Origin of the sequence: Nocardioides sp. zg-1230, assembly GCF_013155335.1 — a bacterium.
Classification (GTDB): Bacteria; Actinomycetota; Actinomycetes; order Propionibacteriales; family Nocardioidaceae; genus Nocardioides.
In genome coordinates this window covers 99,652-115,625 of record NZ_JABJQZ010000007.1, presented here as the reverse complement: position 1 = coordinate 115,625, position 15,974 = coordinate 99,652, and the positions used below count along the sequence as shown (strand labels likewise).

The following is a 15,974-nucleotide window of genomic DNA, read 5'->3' as shown; positions in this document are numbered from 1 at the left end:
TACTAATAGGCCGAGGGCTTGTCCCAACCACGTACAAAACCACACACACCACCAGAACCACCGTGTGCACCGTACGTGACACCACGCGCACCCAACGAACACACACAGCTCACCACTGAGCCTGTTCGCGTCCACTACGCAGTTCCCAACCAACAAACCCACGAGGGCGAGTTTGTGTTGAAAGAGTTACGGCGGCCATAGCGAAACGGGAAACACCCGGTCCCATACCGAACCCGGAAGTTAAGCCTTTCAGCGCCGATGGTACTGCAACCGAGAGGTTGTGGGAGAGTAGGACGCCGCCGGACAAACATTGTGGAAGTGGGGTCACCTTCGGGTGGCCCCACTTCTGCATTTCCGGGCATGCATCTCTGCACGGCGTGGTGATCGATCTTGGCCACGCATCGTCCACAGGTGCCTGGAATGGACAGTCGTCCACAGTTCTACGGCACCAGCGCTCGAGTTGTCCGACCGTTCGGTCACAGTCGTCGCAGGAGGTGCACTGTGACCACAACGGACACGACGACACAGACGAAGAGACGACCTGCGGCGGGCACGCCCAGGACCCGTGCGAAGCCGCCCGCAGTCGACGCCAACGGACCCTCCCGGTCTGGACCACCCGTCGAGGACGGCGACCCGGGGGTGAACGACGTCCGGCTCCTCGGACGGGTGACGAGCGTGCCGGTCGTCGTCGACCTGCCGAGCGGCGACGCCCTGGTGAGCTTCCGCGTGTCCGTCCCTCGCAGCCCCGGCGCGGCGAGGCCGGGCAGCGCCACAGCAGGCCAGCGGATCGACTCGATCCCCTGCTCAGCGTGGAGTGCGGCCCTGCGCCGCCGGATCGCCGGCTGGCGCCCGGGCGACATGGTGGAGGTGTCCGGCGCCGTGTGCTGCCGCTTCTACCAGGCAGGGGGTGCGACGCGCTCGCGGGTCGAGGTGGTCGTGTCGTCGGCGAAGATCATCCGGCGCTCACGCGTCGCATGATCACGCCGAGACTGGGCTTCGGCTGGAACGACGTGGCCTTCTCCGGCAGGAGCCCGCCCGACTCGACCAGGGCTCGCACCTGTTCGAAGTCGGGACTGGGCAGGAGCACAGCAGGCGCAGCGGACGACGTCGCGGCAAGCGCCTGCTCCACCGTGTGGTGGTGCTCGAGGCGTCGTGGCGGCTCCGGCAGCCGGGGGAGCACGTGGTCGTGGAGCCACGACACGGCCGCCTCGCGATCGAGCCGGTCGGGTGCGACGGCGCACCAGGTGTTGCCATCCGTCAGCACCAGGTGGGTGCTGTCGAGGGCTCCGAGTGCGTGGCGGCGTGGCTGGGCGGTGACCTCGGCTCCTGCGGCCCGGGCGGCCTCGACGAGAAAGTCGAGGCGTACGTCGGGCAGGGTCCGGTGGATGGCTCCGAGGAAGAGGGGAGTGTCGGCCTGGTCGACCAGCATCGCGAGACCCGCATCCCACGCGGTGCCCGGGTGCTCCTCCTGCAGCCGTAGGTAGGCGGCGTACCGGTGGTGTCCATCAGCGAGGAGGCAGCGGCTCGTCGCCACGAGCTCACCGATCCGGGCCACTGTCTGCGCATCCCTCACGGCCCAGAGCCGCTGCCGCTGACCGGTGCGGTCGAGGTAGCGCCAGTCGGGGTCGGCGCCGGCGACCTGGTCGACGAGGTCGCGGAGCTCCTGCCGGGCGTGGTGGACGAGCAGGATGGGCGCCGGGTTGAGGTCCATCTGCAGCATGCGCTCGGCCAGCTCCCCGGCCTGCTCGGGGTGGATCGCCTCGTGCGGCCACACGGCGCGGTCGGCCAACGTGTCGGCGCGCTCGGACATCCGCAGGGCTCCGACGATCCCACGGACGGTGAGGCCGCCCGAGGTGTACTCGTGGAGGTAGAGGGCGGGGGCGGTGTCGGCGTGCGCGTCACCGCGGTCGATCCACTGCATCAGACGTGCCGCCACGTCGCGGTAGGGTCGCGCCAGTGCTCGCGCGGAGGCGGGGTCGCCCACGCGTGTCGGGGACAGCATGACCGCCCGGAACGGGAGCAGCTCGAGGGGTTTCGCCACGTACGGAGGCACGACGGTGGCGGAGTCCATCGGAGCATCGTAGGGGGACGCTCGTCACAATCCGGAAAGGGGTGGACCATGCTGCAGGAGTCCACGACTCCCCTCGTGGAGGCCCACGACCTGGTCATGTTCGACCTCGACGGCGTGGTCTACGTCGGGGGCGAGGCCATCGACGGCGTTGCCGCGGCGATCGACCGGGTGCGAGGGTCCGGACGCCACGTCGCATTCGTGACCAACAATGCCTCACGCACCCCCGACCAGGTGGCGGCCAAGCTCACCAAGGTCGGCGTCAACGCAGAGCCGGGAGACGTGGTCACGTCGGCCCAGGCGGCGGCACGTCTGCTGGTCGAGGAGCACGGTGAGGGCGCTCGGGTGCTGCTCCTCGGGGGAGAAGGGCTGAGGGTTGCGCTGCTGGAGGCCGGCCTCGAGCCCGTCGAGGACCCCGACGGTGCGGTGGCCGTGGCGAGCGGCTACGGGCCGGACGTGCGCTGGCGGGACATCATGCGTGCCGCGACGCTCGTGCGCGACGGGCTGCCCTACGTGGCGAGCAACGCAGACCTGACGATCCCGACGCCCTACGGGCTCGCACCGGGGCACGGTGTGCTCGTGCGCACGATCACCGGTTTCGCCGGTGTCGACGCCGTCGTCGCGGGCAAGCCGGAGCGGCCGCTCATGGAGGAGACCGTCCTGCGGGTGGGTGGCGACCGCCCGCTGATGGTCGGCGACCGCCTCGACACCGACATCGAGGGCGCGCACGCGATCGATGCGCCGTCGCTGCTGGTGCTCACCGGGGTGACCTGGCTGGAGGAGCTCGCCGCGGCGCCGCCTGCGCTGCGGCCGACGTACGTCTCCCCGACCGTGGCCGGGCTGTTCGAGCCGCACCAGGTGCCCGACGTCACCGGTGGTGCCGTCGAGCTGGGCGGCTGGAGGGCGACCGTCGACGACGGGCGACTGGCCGTGGACGGGGCGGGCAGTGACGGTGACTGGTGGCGCGTCGCGGTGACGGCGTGCTGGGTCCACCTCGACGGCGCGAAGAGCCCAGCCGACGTCTCCGACACGAAGCCGCCTGGACCGGTCCGACAGCTCGACGCCGAGTAGGGTCTCGGCCATGAGTGAGCTGCCCGACCACGAGCCGACCGGCGTCGAGGCGGTCGACCGCGTGCTGGCCGAGGTGACGGCCCTGGCCGAGGCTCCGGTGGCCGAGCACGTCGCGGTCTTCGAGCGCGCCCACGAACAGCTGCGGAGAGCCCTCGACGCACGGCCCGACGCGTCCGGCGACCCCCGGGCCGACTGACCGATCGTGCCCCCCAGACGTCTGCGACTGGACCAGGAGCTCGTGCGCCGCGGCCTGGCCCGTTCGCGCGAGCACGCCAGCGAGCTGGTGGCCGCCGGCCGGGTGACGGTCTCGGGCGCGCCCGCCACCAAACCGGCGACGGGTGTGACCACCGACGTGGCGATCGTGGTCAAGGACGACCCCACCTCCGTGGACTACGTCTCCCGCGGCGGGCACAAGCTGGCCGGGGCCCTGGCGGCGTTCGCCGACCACGGTGTGAGTGTCGAGGGGAAGCGGTGCCTCGACGCAGGCGCGTCCACGGGCGGTTTCACCGACGTCCTGCTGCGGGCCGGGGCGCGGGAGGTGGTGGCCGTGGACGTCGGCTACGGCCAGCTGGCGTGGTCGCTGCAGAGCGACGAGCGGGTGCAGGTGCACGACCGCACCAACATCCGCGAGCTGACCCTCGACGTGATCGGTGAGCCGGTCGACCTCGTCGTGGGCGATCTCTCCTTCATCTCCCTGGCCCTCGTGCTCGACCCGCTCCTGTCGGTGACGCGGGACGACGGTGAGCTCGCGCTGATGGTGAAGCCGCAGTTCGAGGTCGGCAAGGAGCGCGTCGGCAAGGGCGGCGTCGTACGCGAGCTCGCGCTGCGGGCCGAGGCGGTCACCACCATCGCCGACCTCGCCGCCGAGCGCGGCTGGGGCGCCGTGGCCGTCACCGTGAGCCCCCTTCCCGGACCGTCCGGCAACGTCGAGTTCTTCCTCCTGCTGCGCCGCGGCCCGGCCTCGATCGGGGCGGACGAGATCCGCGCCGAGGTCGAGCGCGCCGGGGCGATGGGGGTGGCGGGTGAGAGGGTGGACCCGTGAGCACCCCCAGCCCCCAGCGCCGCGTCCTGGTGCTCGCCCACACCGGCCGGGCCGAGGTGCGAGAGGTGGCCCGGGCCTGCGTCCAGAGCCTCACCGCCCACGGCATCGCCGTACGCCTCCTCGCCGACGAGGCGGCCGACCTGGGTCTGGAGGACATCGACGGGCTGGTCGAGACCACGCACCCCGATGACATGCCCGGCGAGGGCTGCGAGCTGGTGCTGGTCATCGGCGGTGACGGATCGATCCTCCGCGCGGCGGAGCTGACCCACGCGACGAGCACGCCGCTGCTCGGCGTCAACCTCGGCCACGTCGGGTTCCTCGCGGAGGCCGAGCAGGAGGACGTCGAGTCCACCATCGCAGCCATCGTCGGTCGCGACTACACCGCGGAGGACCGCCTCACGCTGGACGTGTGCGTGCTCGTGGGCAAGGAGGTGCGGTTCTCGACCTTCGCCCTCAACGAGGCGAGCGTGGAGAAGGCGGCGCGCGAGCGCATGCTCGAGGTCGTCGTCGAGGTCGATGGCCGCCCCCTGTCGCGCTGGGGCTGCGACGGCGTCGTGTGCGCCACCCCGACGGGGTCGACCGCCTACAACTTCAGCGCCGGCGGACCAGTGGTGTGGCCCGAGGTCGAGGCCCTGCTCATGGTCCCGCTGAGCGCGCACGCGCTGTTCGCCCGCCCGATGGTGGTCGCGCCGACCTCGGTGCTCGCCGTCGAGGTGCTCTCCAACACCGAGGGGTCCGGCGTGCTGTGGTGCGACGGCCGGCGCACCGTGGACCTGCCACCGGGCGCCCGCATCGAGGTGCGCCGCGGCGCCCGACCGGTGCGGCTGGTCCGGCTGCACCACGCGCCGTTCACCGACCGGTTGGTCGCGAAGTTCGACCTGCCCGTCGAGGGATGGCGCGGCGCCGCCGAGCGCCGACGCCGGGACAACGGGGACACGGATGCTTGAGGAGCTCCGCATCAGCCAGCTCGGCGTCATCGAGTCCTCCACGCTGGAGCTCGGGCCGGGCCTGACCGTCATCACCGGTGAGACGGGCGCAGGCAAGACCATGGTCGTCACCGCCCTCGGGCTGCTCCTCGGGGGGCGCGCCGACTCAGGCGCGGTGCGCTCGGGGGCCAAGCAGGCCCGCGTCGAGGGCGTCGTCACCGCCCGGGACCTCGACGGGTTCCGGGGGGCCGTCGAGGACGCCGGCGGCGAGGTCGAGGACGACCAGGTCGTGCTCGCCCGCAACGTCGCGGCCCAGGGGCGCTCTCGCGCGTGGGTCGGCGGTGCGTCGGTGCCGGTGACCACGCTGGCCGAGGTGGCCGAGCCCCTCGTGGCCGTGCACGGCCAGTCCGACCAGCACCGTCTGCTCCGCTCGGGCGCGCAGCGTGCGGCGCTCGACCGGTTCGGTGGCGAGCCGCTGGCTGCGGCCGCGACGTCGTACGCCGAGCTGTGGGCCGAGCTGGTCGTCACGGAGCGGACGCTGGCCGAGGTCGTCGGCTCCGCCCGGGAGCGTGCCCGCGAGGCCGACCAGCTGAGGTTCGGCCTCGGCGAGGTCGAGACGGTTGACCCGCAGCCCGGGGAGGACGCGGAGCTCGCAGCCGAGGAGACCCGGCTCGGGTTCGCCGACACGCTGCGCACCGCGGCCGAGACGGCCCGGGAAGCGCTGTCCAGCGAGGAGGGCGCGCCCGACGCCCTCGGCACCACGGTGACGGCCCGGCAGGCCCTCGAGGGCGTGCGCGAGCACGACCCCGCCGCGGGCGAGCTGGCCGATCGGCTCGCCGAGCTCGGCCACCTGCTGGTGGACGTCGCCGGCGATGTCGCGTCCTACGCCGCCTCCCTCGACACCGACCCCGCGCGACTGGCCGCCGTGTCGGAGCGCCGGGCCGCGCTGACGGCGCTGACGCGGAAGTACGGCGAGACGATCGACGAGGTGCTCGCGTGGGCCGAGGACGGCGCGAAGCGGCTGCTCGACCTCGAGGACACCGACGGCCAGATCGCCGAGCTGGAGGCACGCCGCGACCGCATCCGGAGCGAGCTCGGCGGGCTCGCCGGCAGCCTCAGCGCCCAGCGGCAGCAGGCGGCGCACCGGCTCGGCGTCGCGGTCAGCGACGAGCTCACGTCGCTGGCGATGCCGCACGCCACCGTCACCATCACGGTGAGCCAGCAGGACACCCCGACACCCGAGACGCCCGCCGGGCCCCAGCTGCTCGTGGACGGCCGCTGGGTGCGCGCCGGGTCCCACGGCATCGACGACGTGGAGTTCCTGCTCGCTGCCAACACCGGCGCCGAGGCCCGCCCCCTGCACAAGGGCGCGTCGGGCGGCGAGCTGTCCCGCGTCATGCTGGCCCTCGAGGTGTCCCTGGCCGAGACCGGGTCCGTCCCGACGTTCGTCTTCGACGAGGTCGACGCCGGCGTCGGCGGCAAGGCCGCGATCGAGGTGGGCCGACGGCTGGCCGCCCTCGCCCGCTCCTCGCAGGTCCTGGTCGTGACCCACCTGCCGCAGGTGGCGGCGTACGCCGACCGGCACGTGGTTGTGCACAAGTCCAGCGACGGCACGGTCACGACCTCGGGGCTCGTCTCGCTCACCGACGACGACCGCGAGCGCGAGCTGTCCCGCATGCTCGCCGGCGTCGAGGACTCCGACAGCGCGCGGGCCCACGCACGCGAGCTGCTCGACGCCGCCGCGCCCGAGCGGGCGTGCCTCCCCGAGAGGCCCACCCGCGGCTGACACCATGGCGCGGTCATGAAGTTCGCAGTCCGCTCCCGCCAAGCCCCCGCCCTCCCCGGTGTGCACGGTCCCGCTCGCGTGCACCGCCGTACGGCCAGCGTCCTCGGCCGCCTGCACGCAGGCGACGTCGCCGTCCTCGACCACCTCGACATGGACCGGGCCACGGCCCAGGCGCTCGTCGACGCCGGCGTGGTCGCTGTCGTCAACGCCAGCCCGATGATCTCGGGCCGCTACCCCAACCTCGGGCCCGACCTGCTCGTCGACGCCGGCCTCGCGGTGGTGGACAGCGTCGGCCCGGAGGTCTTCGACCGGGTCCGCGACGGCGTCGCGGTGCGGGTCGACGGGGGAGCGGTGCACGTGAGCGACGAGCAGGTCGCCGAGGGTCGAGAACTCACCCCCGACCTCGTCGCCTCGGAGATGGACCGGGCCCGCTCGGGCCTCTCGGCCCAGCTCGAGAGCTTCACCCACAACAGCACCGAGTTCCTGCGCCGTGAGCAGGACCTGCTGCTGCACGGCCACGGCGTGCCGCGCACCGCGACCGAGATGGCCGGGCGCCCGGTCGTGGTGGCCGTGCGCTCCCACGGCTGGGAGCAGGAGCTGCGCGGCATCAAGCCCTTCGTCCGGGAGCAGCGACCGGTCCTCGTCGGCGTCGACCGCGGCGCCGATGCCCTGGTCAGCGCCGGCCACCGGCCTGACGTCGTCGTGGTCACCGGCGGCTCCGACGACCTGCCCACGGCCGCGGTCCTGCGGCGCGCCCGCGACGTCGTCGTCCTCGTCGAGCGAGGCGCGTCCCGCAGCGCCACCGAGCCCTTCGAGCGGCTCGGCATCCGGCCGCTGCGCTTCGAGACCACCGCCACGACCGAGGACGCCGCACTGCTGCTCGCCTCTGCCCATGAAGCGTCACTCATCGTCGGCGTCGGCATGCACGCCACGCTCGACGAGTTCCTGGACCGGCGCCGCAGCGGCCTGGCCAGCACGTTCCTGACCCGCCTCAAGCTCGGCCCCGACCTCGTGGACGCGGCAGCGCTGCCGCGGCTCTACGACGGCGCTGTCCGGCCGCGCCACCTCGCGGGCGCCCTCGCCGCCGGGGTGCTCGCGCTCGCCGCCGCCGTGAGCGTCACCCCGGTCGGACAGCAGTGGGTCGACGAGCTGTCCGCGGGCGTCACCAGCCCCACGTCCGACCTGATCGACAACGTCCGAGGAATCCTCCCGTGATCACCCTGCGCCACCACCTGCTCACCATCGTCGCCGTCTTCCTCGCGCTCGCCGCCGGGATCGTCCTCGGCGGCGGTCCGCTCTCCGACGTCGCACCGACCGTCGCGACGTCCGCCGCCGAGGACCAGGAGGCCGAGCCGGTGGAGGACGGCGCGCAGGCCGACTACACCGAGAGCTTCGTCTCCGCCCTGGGTCCTGCGACGGTCGGTGGCCGGCTGGCCGAACGGTCGGTCGCGCTGGTGACCGTGCCGGGTGCCGACGAGCAGGTGGTCGCGGCGCTCACCGACCAGGTGTCGGCCGCCGGCGGCACGGTCAGTGCCCGCTACGACCTGTCCGAGGACGTGGTCGACCCGAGCCAGAAGTCGCTGGTCGACACGCTGGGCAGCCAGCTGCTGACCCAGCAGGCCGAGGGCGACGTCGCTGCCGACGCGTCGACGTACGACCGCATCGGCCAGCTGCTCGGCATCGCCGTGGCCACCAAGGAGGCCGAGGGGCTCGACGTCAACGGCAAGGCGCGCGCCATCGTCGACGCCGTCAGTGGAGCGGGGCTGATGGCCGAGCCGGGGGAGGTGTCCCAGCGGTCGCCGCTGGTGCTGGTCGTCCTCGGGACCGACGCCGCGGACGAGGGCTCCGACGCGATCCTCGCCGGGCTCGCCCGCGGGCTGGCCGCCCAGGCGGTCGGCGTGGTCGTGGCAGGCGCCACGGCCGACGGCGGCGAGGGCCAGCTGGGCAGGTTGCGGGCCGACCCGGCCTCGGCCGGCGTGGCGACCCTCGACGGCGTGGACACGGCTGCCGGTCGCGTCGCGACGATCCTCACGCTCCAGCGCTCGTTGACCACTCCGGGCGGAGCGTTCGGTGCGTCGGGTGCCGACGGACCCGTCCCCCTCGGGTAGGATCGAAGCCCGTGAAGAGCCGCACGCCGACCAAGCACGTATTCGTGACCGGAGGCGTCGCCTCCTCCCTCGGCAAGGGGCTCACCGCCTCCAGCCTGGGCATGCTGCTGAAGGCGCGCGGACTGCGCGTCACGATGCAGAAGCTGGATCCCTACCTCAACGTGGATCCCGGCACGATGAACCCGTTCCAGCACGGCGAGGTCTTCGTGACCAACGACGGCGCGGAGACCGACCTCGACATCGGCCACTACGAGCGGTTCCTCGACACCGACCTCAACCAGATCGCCAACGTGACGACCGGTCAGGTCTACTCCACCGTCATCGCCAAGGAGCGCCGCGGCGACTACCTCGGTGACACCGTGCAGGTCATCCCGCACATCACGAACGAGATCAAGGACCGCATCCTCGCGATGGGCGGACCCGACATCGACGTGGTCATCACCGAGGTCGGCGGGACCGTCGGCGACATCGAGTCGCTGCCGTTCCTCGAGGCCGCTCGCCAGACGCGCCACGAGATCGGGCGCGACAACTGCTTCTTCATCCACGTCTCGCTGGTGCCCTACATCGGCCCGTCGGGCGAGCTGAAGACCAAGCCCACGCAGCACTCGGTCGCGGCGCTGCGCTCGATCGGCATCCAGCCCGACGCCATCGTGTGCCGGGCCGACCGCGAGCTCCCTGACGGCATCAAGCGCAAGATCGCCCTGATGTGCGACGTCGACGACGAGGCCGTCGTCACGGCCGCGGACGCCCCCTCGATCTACGACATCCCGAAGGTGCTGCACCGCGAGGGCCTCGACGCCTACGTCGTACGCCGACTCGACCTGCCGTTCCGCGACGTCGACTGGACCGACTGGGACGACCTGCTGCGCCGGGTGCACCACCCGTCGGAGGAGGTCACGATCGCGCTGGTCGGCAAGTACATCGACCTGCCCGACGCCTACCTCTCGGTCAGCGAGGCGCTGCGCGCCGGTGGCTTCGCGCACGACGCCAAGGTCATCATCCGCTGGGTCGCCTCCGACGACTGCCAGACCGAGGCGGGTGCGGCCAAGCACCTCTCCGACGTCGACGCGGTGCTGGTGCCCGGCGGCTTCGGCGTGCGGGGCATCGAGGGCAAGCTCGGCGCCCTGCACTACACCCGCACGCACGGAATCCCGACGCTCGGGCTGTGCCTGGGCCTGCAGTGCATGGTGATCGAGTACGCCCGCAACGTGGCGGGCCTGACCAAGGCGGGGTCGACCGAGTTCGACCCCGACACCGTCGAGCCGGTCATCGCCACGATCGAGGAGCAGAAGAAGTACGTCGAGGGCGCCGGCGACCTCGGTGGCACCATGCGGCTCGGCCTGCAGAAGGCCGACCTCCTCGAGGGCAGCGTGGTGCGGGCGACGTACGGTGCCGGCACCGTGGAGGAGCGCCACCGCCACCGCTACGAGTTCAACGACGCCTACCGCGAGACGCTCGCCCAGGCAGGCCTCGTCTTCTCCGGCACCAACCCCGAGCTCGGGCTGGTCGAGTTCGTCGAGCTCCCGGTCGACGTCCACCCCTACTACGTCGCCACCCAGGCACACCCCGAGCTGCGCTCGCGGCCCACGCGCCCCCACCCGCTGTTCGCCGGGCTCGTGGGTGCGGCCATCGAGCGCCAGCGCTCCGAGCGCTTCCCCCTCGACGAGTCGGGGCTCCGCCGCAAGGACGAGGTCACCGAGGCCTGACGCCTCAGAGGCGGCGGGCCGCCAGGATCCGGCCGAGGACGAACGAGTTCGACCGGAGCTGGTTGCGCGCGTAGGCCATCAGGCTGGTGTCCTCGGCGGCTGCTTCGGCGGCGGCGAGGAACTCCTCGTCGCCGGCCCCGAGGGGATACATCGCGCGGATGGTGAGCCCCTGGTTGAGCAGGCCGCCCTTCAGCGTGTGCAGCTCCTCGAGGTAGCGGTGCGCGAAGGGCGCGAGCAGCTCGGCCTGGCCGGGGCGCCAGAACGTCGAGCCCAGCACGAGGGTCTCACGGCTGGCGGGGACGGCGTAGTCGACGAAGAACGCGCGCCAGACCTCCTCCTTGGCCTCGACGTCGGGTCGGGCGGCGAGCACCGCGAGCCGGCGCATGCCGGCGTCCGGGTCGGGGTCGGACTCGAGCAGGCGGCGTACGGCGTCCTCGTCGTAGTCGCCGAGCTCGGCGCGCCGCACGGCCATCCGCCAGGCGAGGTCGAGGTCGGTGGCCTGGGCGGCAGCCCGCTGCAGGACCGTCCAGTGCTCGTCGGTGGACGCGGAGGCGGCGAGGGTGCGCAGCGCCGCCTGTCGGGCGTCCGGGACGTCGACGAGCCCGAGCACCGCGTCGGCGAGGGCGGCCAGCAGGGCTGGGGACTCGTTCGCCGGTGCCCACCGGTCGGCCACCGAGAGCGCCTGGCTGAGGAGGGGCTCGATCAGCGCCGGGCTGGTCTCCGACGCCAGCGCCCGGGTGAGGGCGGCTGCGACGTCGCGGGGCGCGACGTCGCCGAGCAGCAGCAGCTGGCCCGCGGTCGCGGCGACCATTGCCCGGTCCAGCGGGTCGTCGAGCTGGTGGACGCGCTCGAGCATGAGGCGCAGCGAGTCGGGGTCGGGCTTCACGGCGGCGAACGTGTAGTCGCCGGCGTTGACGAGGCGGAGGTCGCCGTCGGGGAGGTCGACGGGTGTGCGGGCGCCGGTGACCTCGTACGACGACCGGCCCGCCGCGACGAGCGTGTCGCCCGAGGCGTCGAAGACGGCGACGTCGAGCCGGTGCGGGCGGGGCTCCTGGCCGTCGGTCGTCTCCACGACCAGCTCGCCGTCGACGAGCGAGATGACGTCGGTGCCGGCCTCGTCGAGCCACGCCTTGGTCCAGGCCGACAGGTCACGGCCCGAGGCGCGCGAGTAGCAGTCCATCAGGTCGTCGAGCCGGGTGTTGGAGAAGGCGTAGCGGCTGAAGTAGTCGCGGAGGCCCTCGACGAACGCGTCCTCGCCGATGTAGGCCACGAGCTGGTGCAGGACGCTCTGGCCCTTGACGTAGGTGATGGCGTCGAAGTTGGACATTGCGGACGAGACGTCGGGCACGTCACTGCGGATGGGGTGGCGCGCGGGGCTCATGTCCATCTCGTAGGCGGTGCGCTTGAAGGCGGCGAGGAAGGTGGCCCACTGGTCGGTGAACTCGGTCGCGGCGGCCATGCCCCAGTTGGCGGCCCACGACGCGAAGGCCTCGTTGAGCCACAGGTCGTCCCACCACTGCATCGTCACGAGGTCGCCGAACCACATGTGCGCCATCTCGTGGAAGATGAACTCGGCCCGGACAGCGCGCTGCGCGTGAGTCGGGGGAGTGCGGAAGAGCTGGCCGTCGCCGTAGGTGACGCATCCCCAGTTCTCCATCGCGCCGCCGAGGTTGGGCACGAACACCTGGTCGTAGCGCGCCTGCGGGAACGGGTAGCCGAACCGCTCGCCGAAGAACGCGAGGCCCTGGCGCGTGAGGGTGACCATCTCCTCGAGGTCGCGCTCCAGGATCGGCACGAGTGACTGGCGGCAGTAGAACCCGAGGTCGTGCCCGTCGTGCTGCTGGCGCACCTCGTGGAACGGACCGGCGTTGACCACGACGACGTACGTCGACAGGCGGGGCGTGTCGGGGAAGGTCCACACACGGGCGTCGTCGGCCAGGTCGGGGTCGGCGTCCTCGATGGACTCGGGCGCCCCGTTGGAGGTGACCAGCCACGAGGAGGGGGCGGTCACCACGAAGCGGTGGGGGGCCTTGAGGTCGGGCTGGTCGAAGCACGCCCACACCCGGCGGGCCTCGTCGGGCTCGAGGCTGGTCCAGACGTAGACGAGCTTGTCGGTCGGGTCGACCGTGCGGAGGATGCCCTCGCCCGTGGCCGTGTTGGTGGTGCGCGCCTCGACGACGAGGACGTTGTCGGCGTCGAGCGCGGGGAGCGGGAGCCGTCCGTCGGCTGCGGCGGACACGTCGACGTCGGCGCCGTTCAGCGTCGCCCGGGTGACATCCATCGCGACGTCGACGAAGGTGGTCGCGCCGGGCTCGGAGCAGGTGAACGTCACGGTGCTGGTCGAGCGCCACTCCTCGCCCTCGAGCAGGCCGGTCATGTCCACGTCGATGTCGTAGCGCTGGACCTCGATCAGGTCCGACCGGGTCTTCGCTTCGTGCGTGGTGAGGGTCGACAACGTCATGGGGGCGAACCTAACCCACCGTCGGCGATCCCCGCCGGTCGTTGGGCTAGCGTCGGGGCATGACCGACGTGAGCGGGTCCGAGGGACAGCACGAGCTCGCCGACCGGCCGATGGCATGGCCCGTGGTCTCGAGCAAGGACCTGCACCGCGACGACTGGGTGGTGGCGCTCCGTGAGGACCGGATCACCCGTCCCGGGCACCCCGAGGAGTTCAGCCGGCTCAGCCTGGAGCACCCGGGGGCCGTGGTCGTCCTGGCCGTGGACGACGACGAGCGGGTGATGTGCCTGCGCCAGTACCGGCACACGAGCGGACACGAGTTCGTCGAGCTGCCCGCCGGTCTGCGCGACGCGGGGGACGAGCCCGCGGTGGAGACTGCCAGGCGCGAGCTCCGCGAGGAGGTCGAGCTCGACGCCGCCGACTGGCGGTTGCTGCTGAGCACCTACTCGAGCGCCGGGATCACCGACGAGGTGCACGAGATCTTCCTGGCCCGCGGCCTGACCCATGCCCCGCGTGGGGACTTCGAGATGGAGCACGAGGAGGCCGAGATGGAGCGCTTCTGGGTGCCCATGGCCGACCTGCTCGACGCCGTCCTGGAGGGGCGGGTGCGGCAGGGTCCGCTGGTGCAGGCGGTGCTGGCGTACGACGTGCTGAAGCACCGGGGCACCCTGGACGCCCCGTAGGGGCTCTCGGGAGTAGTCTCGCCCTCGCTGTGAGGCGGGCCACACCGTGGTGGTCCCCGGGACACCTGAGGAGCAAGGCATGAAGGTCGGCGTACCCAAGGAAGTCAAGAACCGCGAGTACCGCGTGGCCCTGACCCCCATCGGCGTGCACGAGCTCGTCCAGCACGGCCACGAGGTCGTCGTGCAGAAGACCGCCGGTGAGGGCTCGCTCATCCCCGACGAGGAGTACGTCGCCGCGGGCGCCACGATGCTCGACACGGCCGACGACGTGTGGGGCGAGGCCGAGATGGTCCTCAAGGTCAAGGAGCCGGTCGCCGAGGAGTACGCCCGCATGCGGGAGGGCCAGACCCTCTTCACCTACCTGCACCTCGCGGCCGACAAGCCGCTGACCGAGGAGCTGATGCAGCGCAAGGTCACCGGCATCGCCTACGAGACGGTCCAGCTGCCCTCGGGCGGGCTGCCGCTGCTCTACCCGATGTCGGAGGTCGCCGGCTGCCTGGCCCCGCAGGTCGGTGCCCACGCTCTTCTCAAGGCCAACGGCGGCCGCGGCGTCCTCATGGGCGGCGTCGGCGGTGTGGCCAACGCCAAGGTCGTCATCATCGGCGCCGGCGTCTCGGGCCAGAACGCCGCCAACATCGCGCTCGGCATGGGCGCCGACGTGACGCTGCTCGACACCGACCTCGACAAGCTGCGGATGTCGTTCTGGCGTTACAACAACCGCGTGCACGGCCTGGCGTCCTCCAAGCTCGCCATCGAGCAGCAGGTGATGGAGGCCGACATGGTGATCGGCGCCGTCCTGATCCCCGGCGCCGCGGCTCCCAAGCTGGTGAGCAACGAGCTGGTCTCGCGGATGAAGCCGGGCTCGGTGCTCGTCGACATCGCGATCGACCAGGGCGGCTGCTTCGAGGACTCCCACGCCACGACGCACGACGACCCGACGTACCCGGTGCACGATTCGGTCTTCTACTGCGTGGCGAACATGCCCGGCGCGGTGCCCAACACCTCGACGTACGCCCTCACCAACGCGACGCTGCCCTACGCCGTGGCGCTCGCCGACAAGGGCTGGCAGCAGGCGCTGCGTGACGACCGGAGCCTCGCCCTCGGTCTCAACACGCACGCGGGACAGCTGACCAACGCGCCGGTCGGCGAGGCCGTCGGCATCGAGTCGGTGGACCTCGATACCGTCCTCGGGTGAGCTCCGGGGCGAGGGTGGACCGCGCGGTCCGCACCTATCTCGACCACCTGGCGGTCGAGCGCGGACTGGCGGTCAACACGCTCAGCTCCTACCGGCGTGACCTCGCGCGCTACGACGAGTTCCTGAGCAGTCAGGGCATCGACGACCTGGACGCGGTCACCGAGGCGACGGTGGCCGCGTTCCTGGTCAGCCTGCGCGAGGGCAGCGAGGCCCACCCGCCGCTGAGCGCGACCTCGGCCGCGCGGACCGTGGTCGCGGTGCGCGGCTTCCACAAGTTCGCGGTCGCCGACGGGCTGGCCGTGGCGGACCCGGCTGCCGCCGTCAAGCCGCCGACCCCGGCCAAGCGGCTGCCGAAGGCGCTGCCGCTCTCCGACGTGGAAGCGATCCTCGACGCAGCGGGCGCCCCCGACACCGTCCTCGCCCTGCGCGACCGGGCGCTGCTCGAGCTGCTCTACGGCACGGGTGCCCGGATCTCCGAGGCCGTCGGTCTCGACATCGACGACCTCGACCAGGTCGACGGCACCGTGCTGCTGCGCGGCAAGGGTGGCAAGGAGCGCCTGGTGCCGGTCGGCGGCTACGCCCGCGACGCCGTGGCGGCCTACCTCACCCGCGCGCGGCCCGAGCTGGTCGGTGCCGGGAAGGGCGGCCCGGCGATGTTCCTCAACTCGCGCGGCGGCCGGCTGTCGCGGCAGAGCGCGTGGGCGGTGCTGGTCAAGGCGGCCGACCGGGCCGGCGTCACGGCGTCGGTGTCGCCGCACACGCTGCGGCACTCGTTCGCCACCCACCTGCTGGACGGCGGCGCCGACGTGCGCGTCGTCCAGGAGCTGCTGGGCCACGCGTCGGTCACCACCACGCAGGTCTACACCCTCGTCACCGTCGACAACCTGCGCGAGGTCTTCGCCACGGCGCACCCGCGGGCCCGGGAGTAGCC

14 protein-coding genes and 1 rRNA gene are annotated in these 15,974 nt (G+C 72.3%); 13 read left to right on the top strand and 2 right to left on the bottom strand.

The genetic code is table 11. The features are described 5' to 3' along the window. The first annotated feature begins 187 nt into the window (after positions 1 to 187). A 5S ribosomal RNA gene (gene rrf, locus HOO61_RS19365) occupies positions 188 to 305 on the top strand. 334 nt (positions 306 to 639) lie between these two features. Next, positions 640 to 978, top strand: a complete 339-nt coding sequence (locus HOO61_RS25045) for a single-stranded DNA-binding protein (RefSeq protein WP_367650261.1) — start codon at positions 640 to 642, stop codon at positions 976 to 978. Here the strand turns inward: HOO61_RS25045 and HOO61_RS19355 are convergent. After that, a complete protein-coding gene (locus HOO61_RS19355) occupies positions 953 to 2,071 on the bottom strand; it encodes a DUF1015 family protein (RefSeq protein WP_172261450.1) in 1,119 nt (372 codons plus the stop codon). The two genes, HOO61_RS25045 and HOO61_RS19355, sit on opposite strands and share 26 nt — an antisense overlap. Before the next feature lie 48 nt (positions 2,072 to 2,119). Between HOO61_RS19355 and HOO61_RS19350 the strand changes: the two genes are divergently transcribed. From HOO61_RS19350 to HOO61_RS19315, 8 genes are read left to right on the top strand one after another with little or no spacing between them, the layout of a single operon-like run. Then, positions 2,120 to 3,139 (top strand): HAD-IIA family hydrolase, encoded by a 1,020-nt coding sequence (locus HOO61_RS19350; protein WP_253942625.1) that lies wholly within the window; start codon positions 2,120 to 2,122, stop codon positions 3,137 to 3,139. A gap of 10 nt (positions 3,140 to 3,149) precedes the next feature. After that, the gene (locus HOO61_RS19345; RefSeq protein WP_172261449.1) at positions 3,150 to 3,335 is read left to right on the top strand and encodes a hypothetical protein; all 186 of its coding nucleotides are present in this window, start codon (positions 3,150 to 3,152) and stop codon (positions 3,333 to 3,335) included. 6 nt (positions 3,336 to 3,341) lie between these two features. After that, positions 3,342 to 4,181 carry a TlyA family RNA methyltransferase gene (locus tag HOO61_RS19340; protein WP_172261448.1) on the top strand — a complete coding sequence of 280 codons (840 nt, stop codon included), beginning with the start codon at positions 3,342 to 3,344 and terminating at the stop codon, positions 4,179 to 4,181. After that, positions 4,178 to 5,128: an NAD kinase gene (locus HOO61_RS19335; protein WP_172261447.1), complete on the top strand. Its 951-nt coding sequence runs from the start codon at positions 4,178 to 4,180 to the stop codon at positions 5,126 to 5,128. Before HOO61_RS19340 ends, HOO61_RS19335 begins: the two co-directional genes overlap by 4 nt. Further along, positions 5,121 to 6,893, top strand: a complete 1,773-nt coding sequence (recN, locus tag HOO61_RS19330) for a DNA repair protein RecN (RefSeq protein ID WP_172261445.1) — start codon at positions 5,121 to 5,123, stop codon at positions 6,891 to 6,893. Before HOO61_RS19335 ends, recN begins: the two co-directional genes overlap by 8 nt. 15 nt (positions 6,894 to 6,908) lie before the next feature. Continuing rightward, positions 6,909 to 8,108, top strand: coding sequence for a putative cytokinetic ring protein SteA (gene steA / locus HOO61_RS19325; RefSeq protein ID WP_172261443.1), 1,200 nt, complete (start codon positions 6,909 to 6,911; stop codon positions 8,106 to 8,108). After that, positions 8,105 to 9,001: a copper transporter gene (locus HOO61_RS19320; protein WP_172261441.1), complete on the top strand. Its 897-nt coding sequence runs from the start codon at positions 8,105 to 8,107 to the stop codon at positions 8,999 to 9,001. Before steA ends, HOO61_RS19320 begins: the two co-directional genes overlap by 4 nt. Positions 9,002 to 9,012: 11 nt before the next feature. Beyond that, entirely contained in the window at positions 9,013 to 10,707 is a 1,695-nt protein-coding gene (locus HOO61_RS19315) for a CTP synthase (RefSeq protein WP_172261439.1), read from the top strand. Between the two features lie 4 nt (positions 10,708 to 10,711). Here the strand turns inward: HOO61_RS19315 and pepN are convergent, their stop codons facing one another. After that, complete coding sequence (pepN, locus tag HOO61_RS19310) at positions 10,712 to 13,168, bottom strand: aminopeptidase N (RefSeq protein WP_172261437.1); 2,457 nt, start codon at positions 13,166 to 13,168, stop codon at positions 10,712 to 10,714. 59 nt (positions 13,169 to 13,227) lie between these two features. Here pepN and HOO61_RS19305 point away from each other — a divergent pair, with 59 nt between their 5' ends. From HOO61_RS19305 to xerD, 3 genes are all read left to right on the top strand, one after another. Beyond that, on the top strand, positions 13,228 to 13,848 hold the full coding sequence (locus HOO61_RS19305) for an NUDIX domain-containing protein (RefSeq protein WP_172261435.1): 621 nt from the start codon (positions 13,228 to 13,230) through the stop codon (positions 13,846 to 13,848). Between the two features lie 79 nt (positions 13,849 to 13,927). Then, entirely contained in the window at positions 13,928 to 15,043 is a 1,116-nt protein-coding gene (ald, locus tag HOO61_RS19300; protein WP_172261433.1) for an alanine dehydrogenase, read from the top strand. Then, entirely contained in the window at positions 15,040 to 15,972 is a 933-nt protein-coding gene (gene xerD, locus HOO61_RS19295) for a site-specific tyrosine recombinase XerD (protein WP_172261431.1), read from the top strand. The genes ald and xerD overlap by 4 nt, the downstream gene beginning before the upstream one ends. Positions 15,973 to 15,974: the final 2 nt, after the last annotated feature.

Bases quoted from the DNA above. Each gene is read 5' to 3' on its own strand.
- HOO61_RS19355 (WP_172261450.1), bottom strand. From the start codon at position 2,071: ATGGACTCCGCCACCGTCGTGCCTCCGTACGTGGCGAAACCCCTCGAG.
- HOO61_RS19350 (WP_253942625.1), top strand. From the start codon at position 2,120: ATGCTGCAGGAGTCCACGACTCCCCTCGTGGAGGCCCACGACCTGGTC.
- HOO61_RS19345 (WP_172261449.1), top strand. From the start codon at position 3,150: ATGAGTGAGCTGCCCGACCACGAGCCGACCGGCGTCGAGGCGGTCGAC.
- recN (WP_172261445.1), top strand. From the start codon at position 5,121: ATGCTTGAGGAGCTCCGCATCAGCCAGCTCGGCGTCATCGAGTCCTCC.
- steA (WP_172261443.1), top strand. From the start codon at position 6,909: ATGAAGTTCGCAGTCCGCTCCCGCCAAGCCCCCGCCCTCCCCGGTGTG.
- pepN (WP_172261437.1), bottom strand. From the start codon at position 13,168: ATGACGTTGTCGACCCTCACCACGCACGAAGCGAAGACCCGGTCGGAC.
- HOO61_RS19305 (WP_172261435.1), top strand. From the start codon at position 13,228: ATGACCGACGTGAGCGGGTCCGAGGGACAGCACGAGCTCGCCGACCGG.
- ald (WP_172261433.1), top strand. From the start codon at position 13,928: ATGAAGGTCGGCGTACCCAAGGAAGTCAAGAACCGCGAGTACCGCGTG.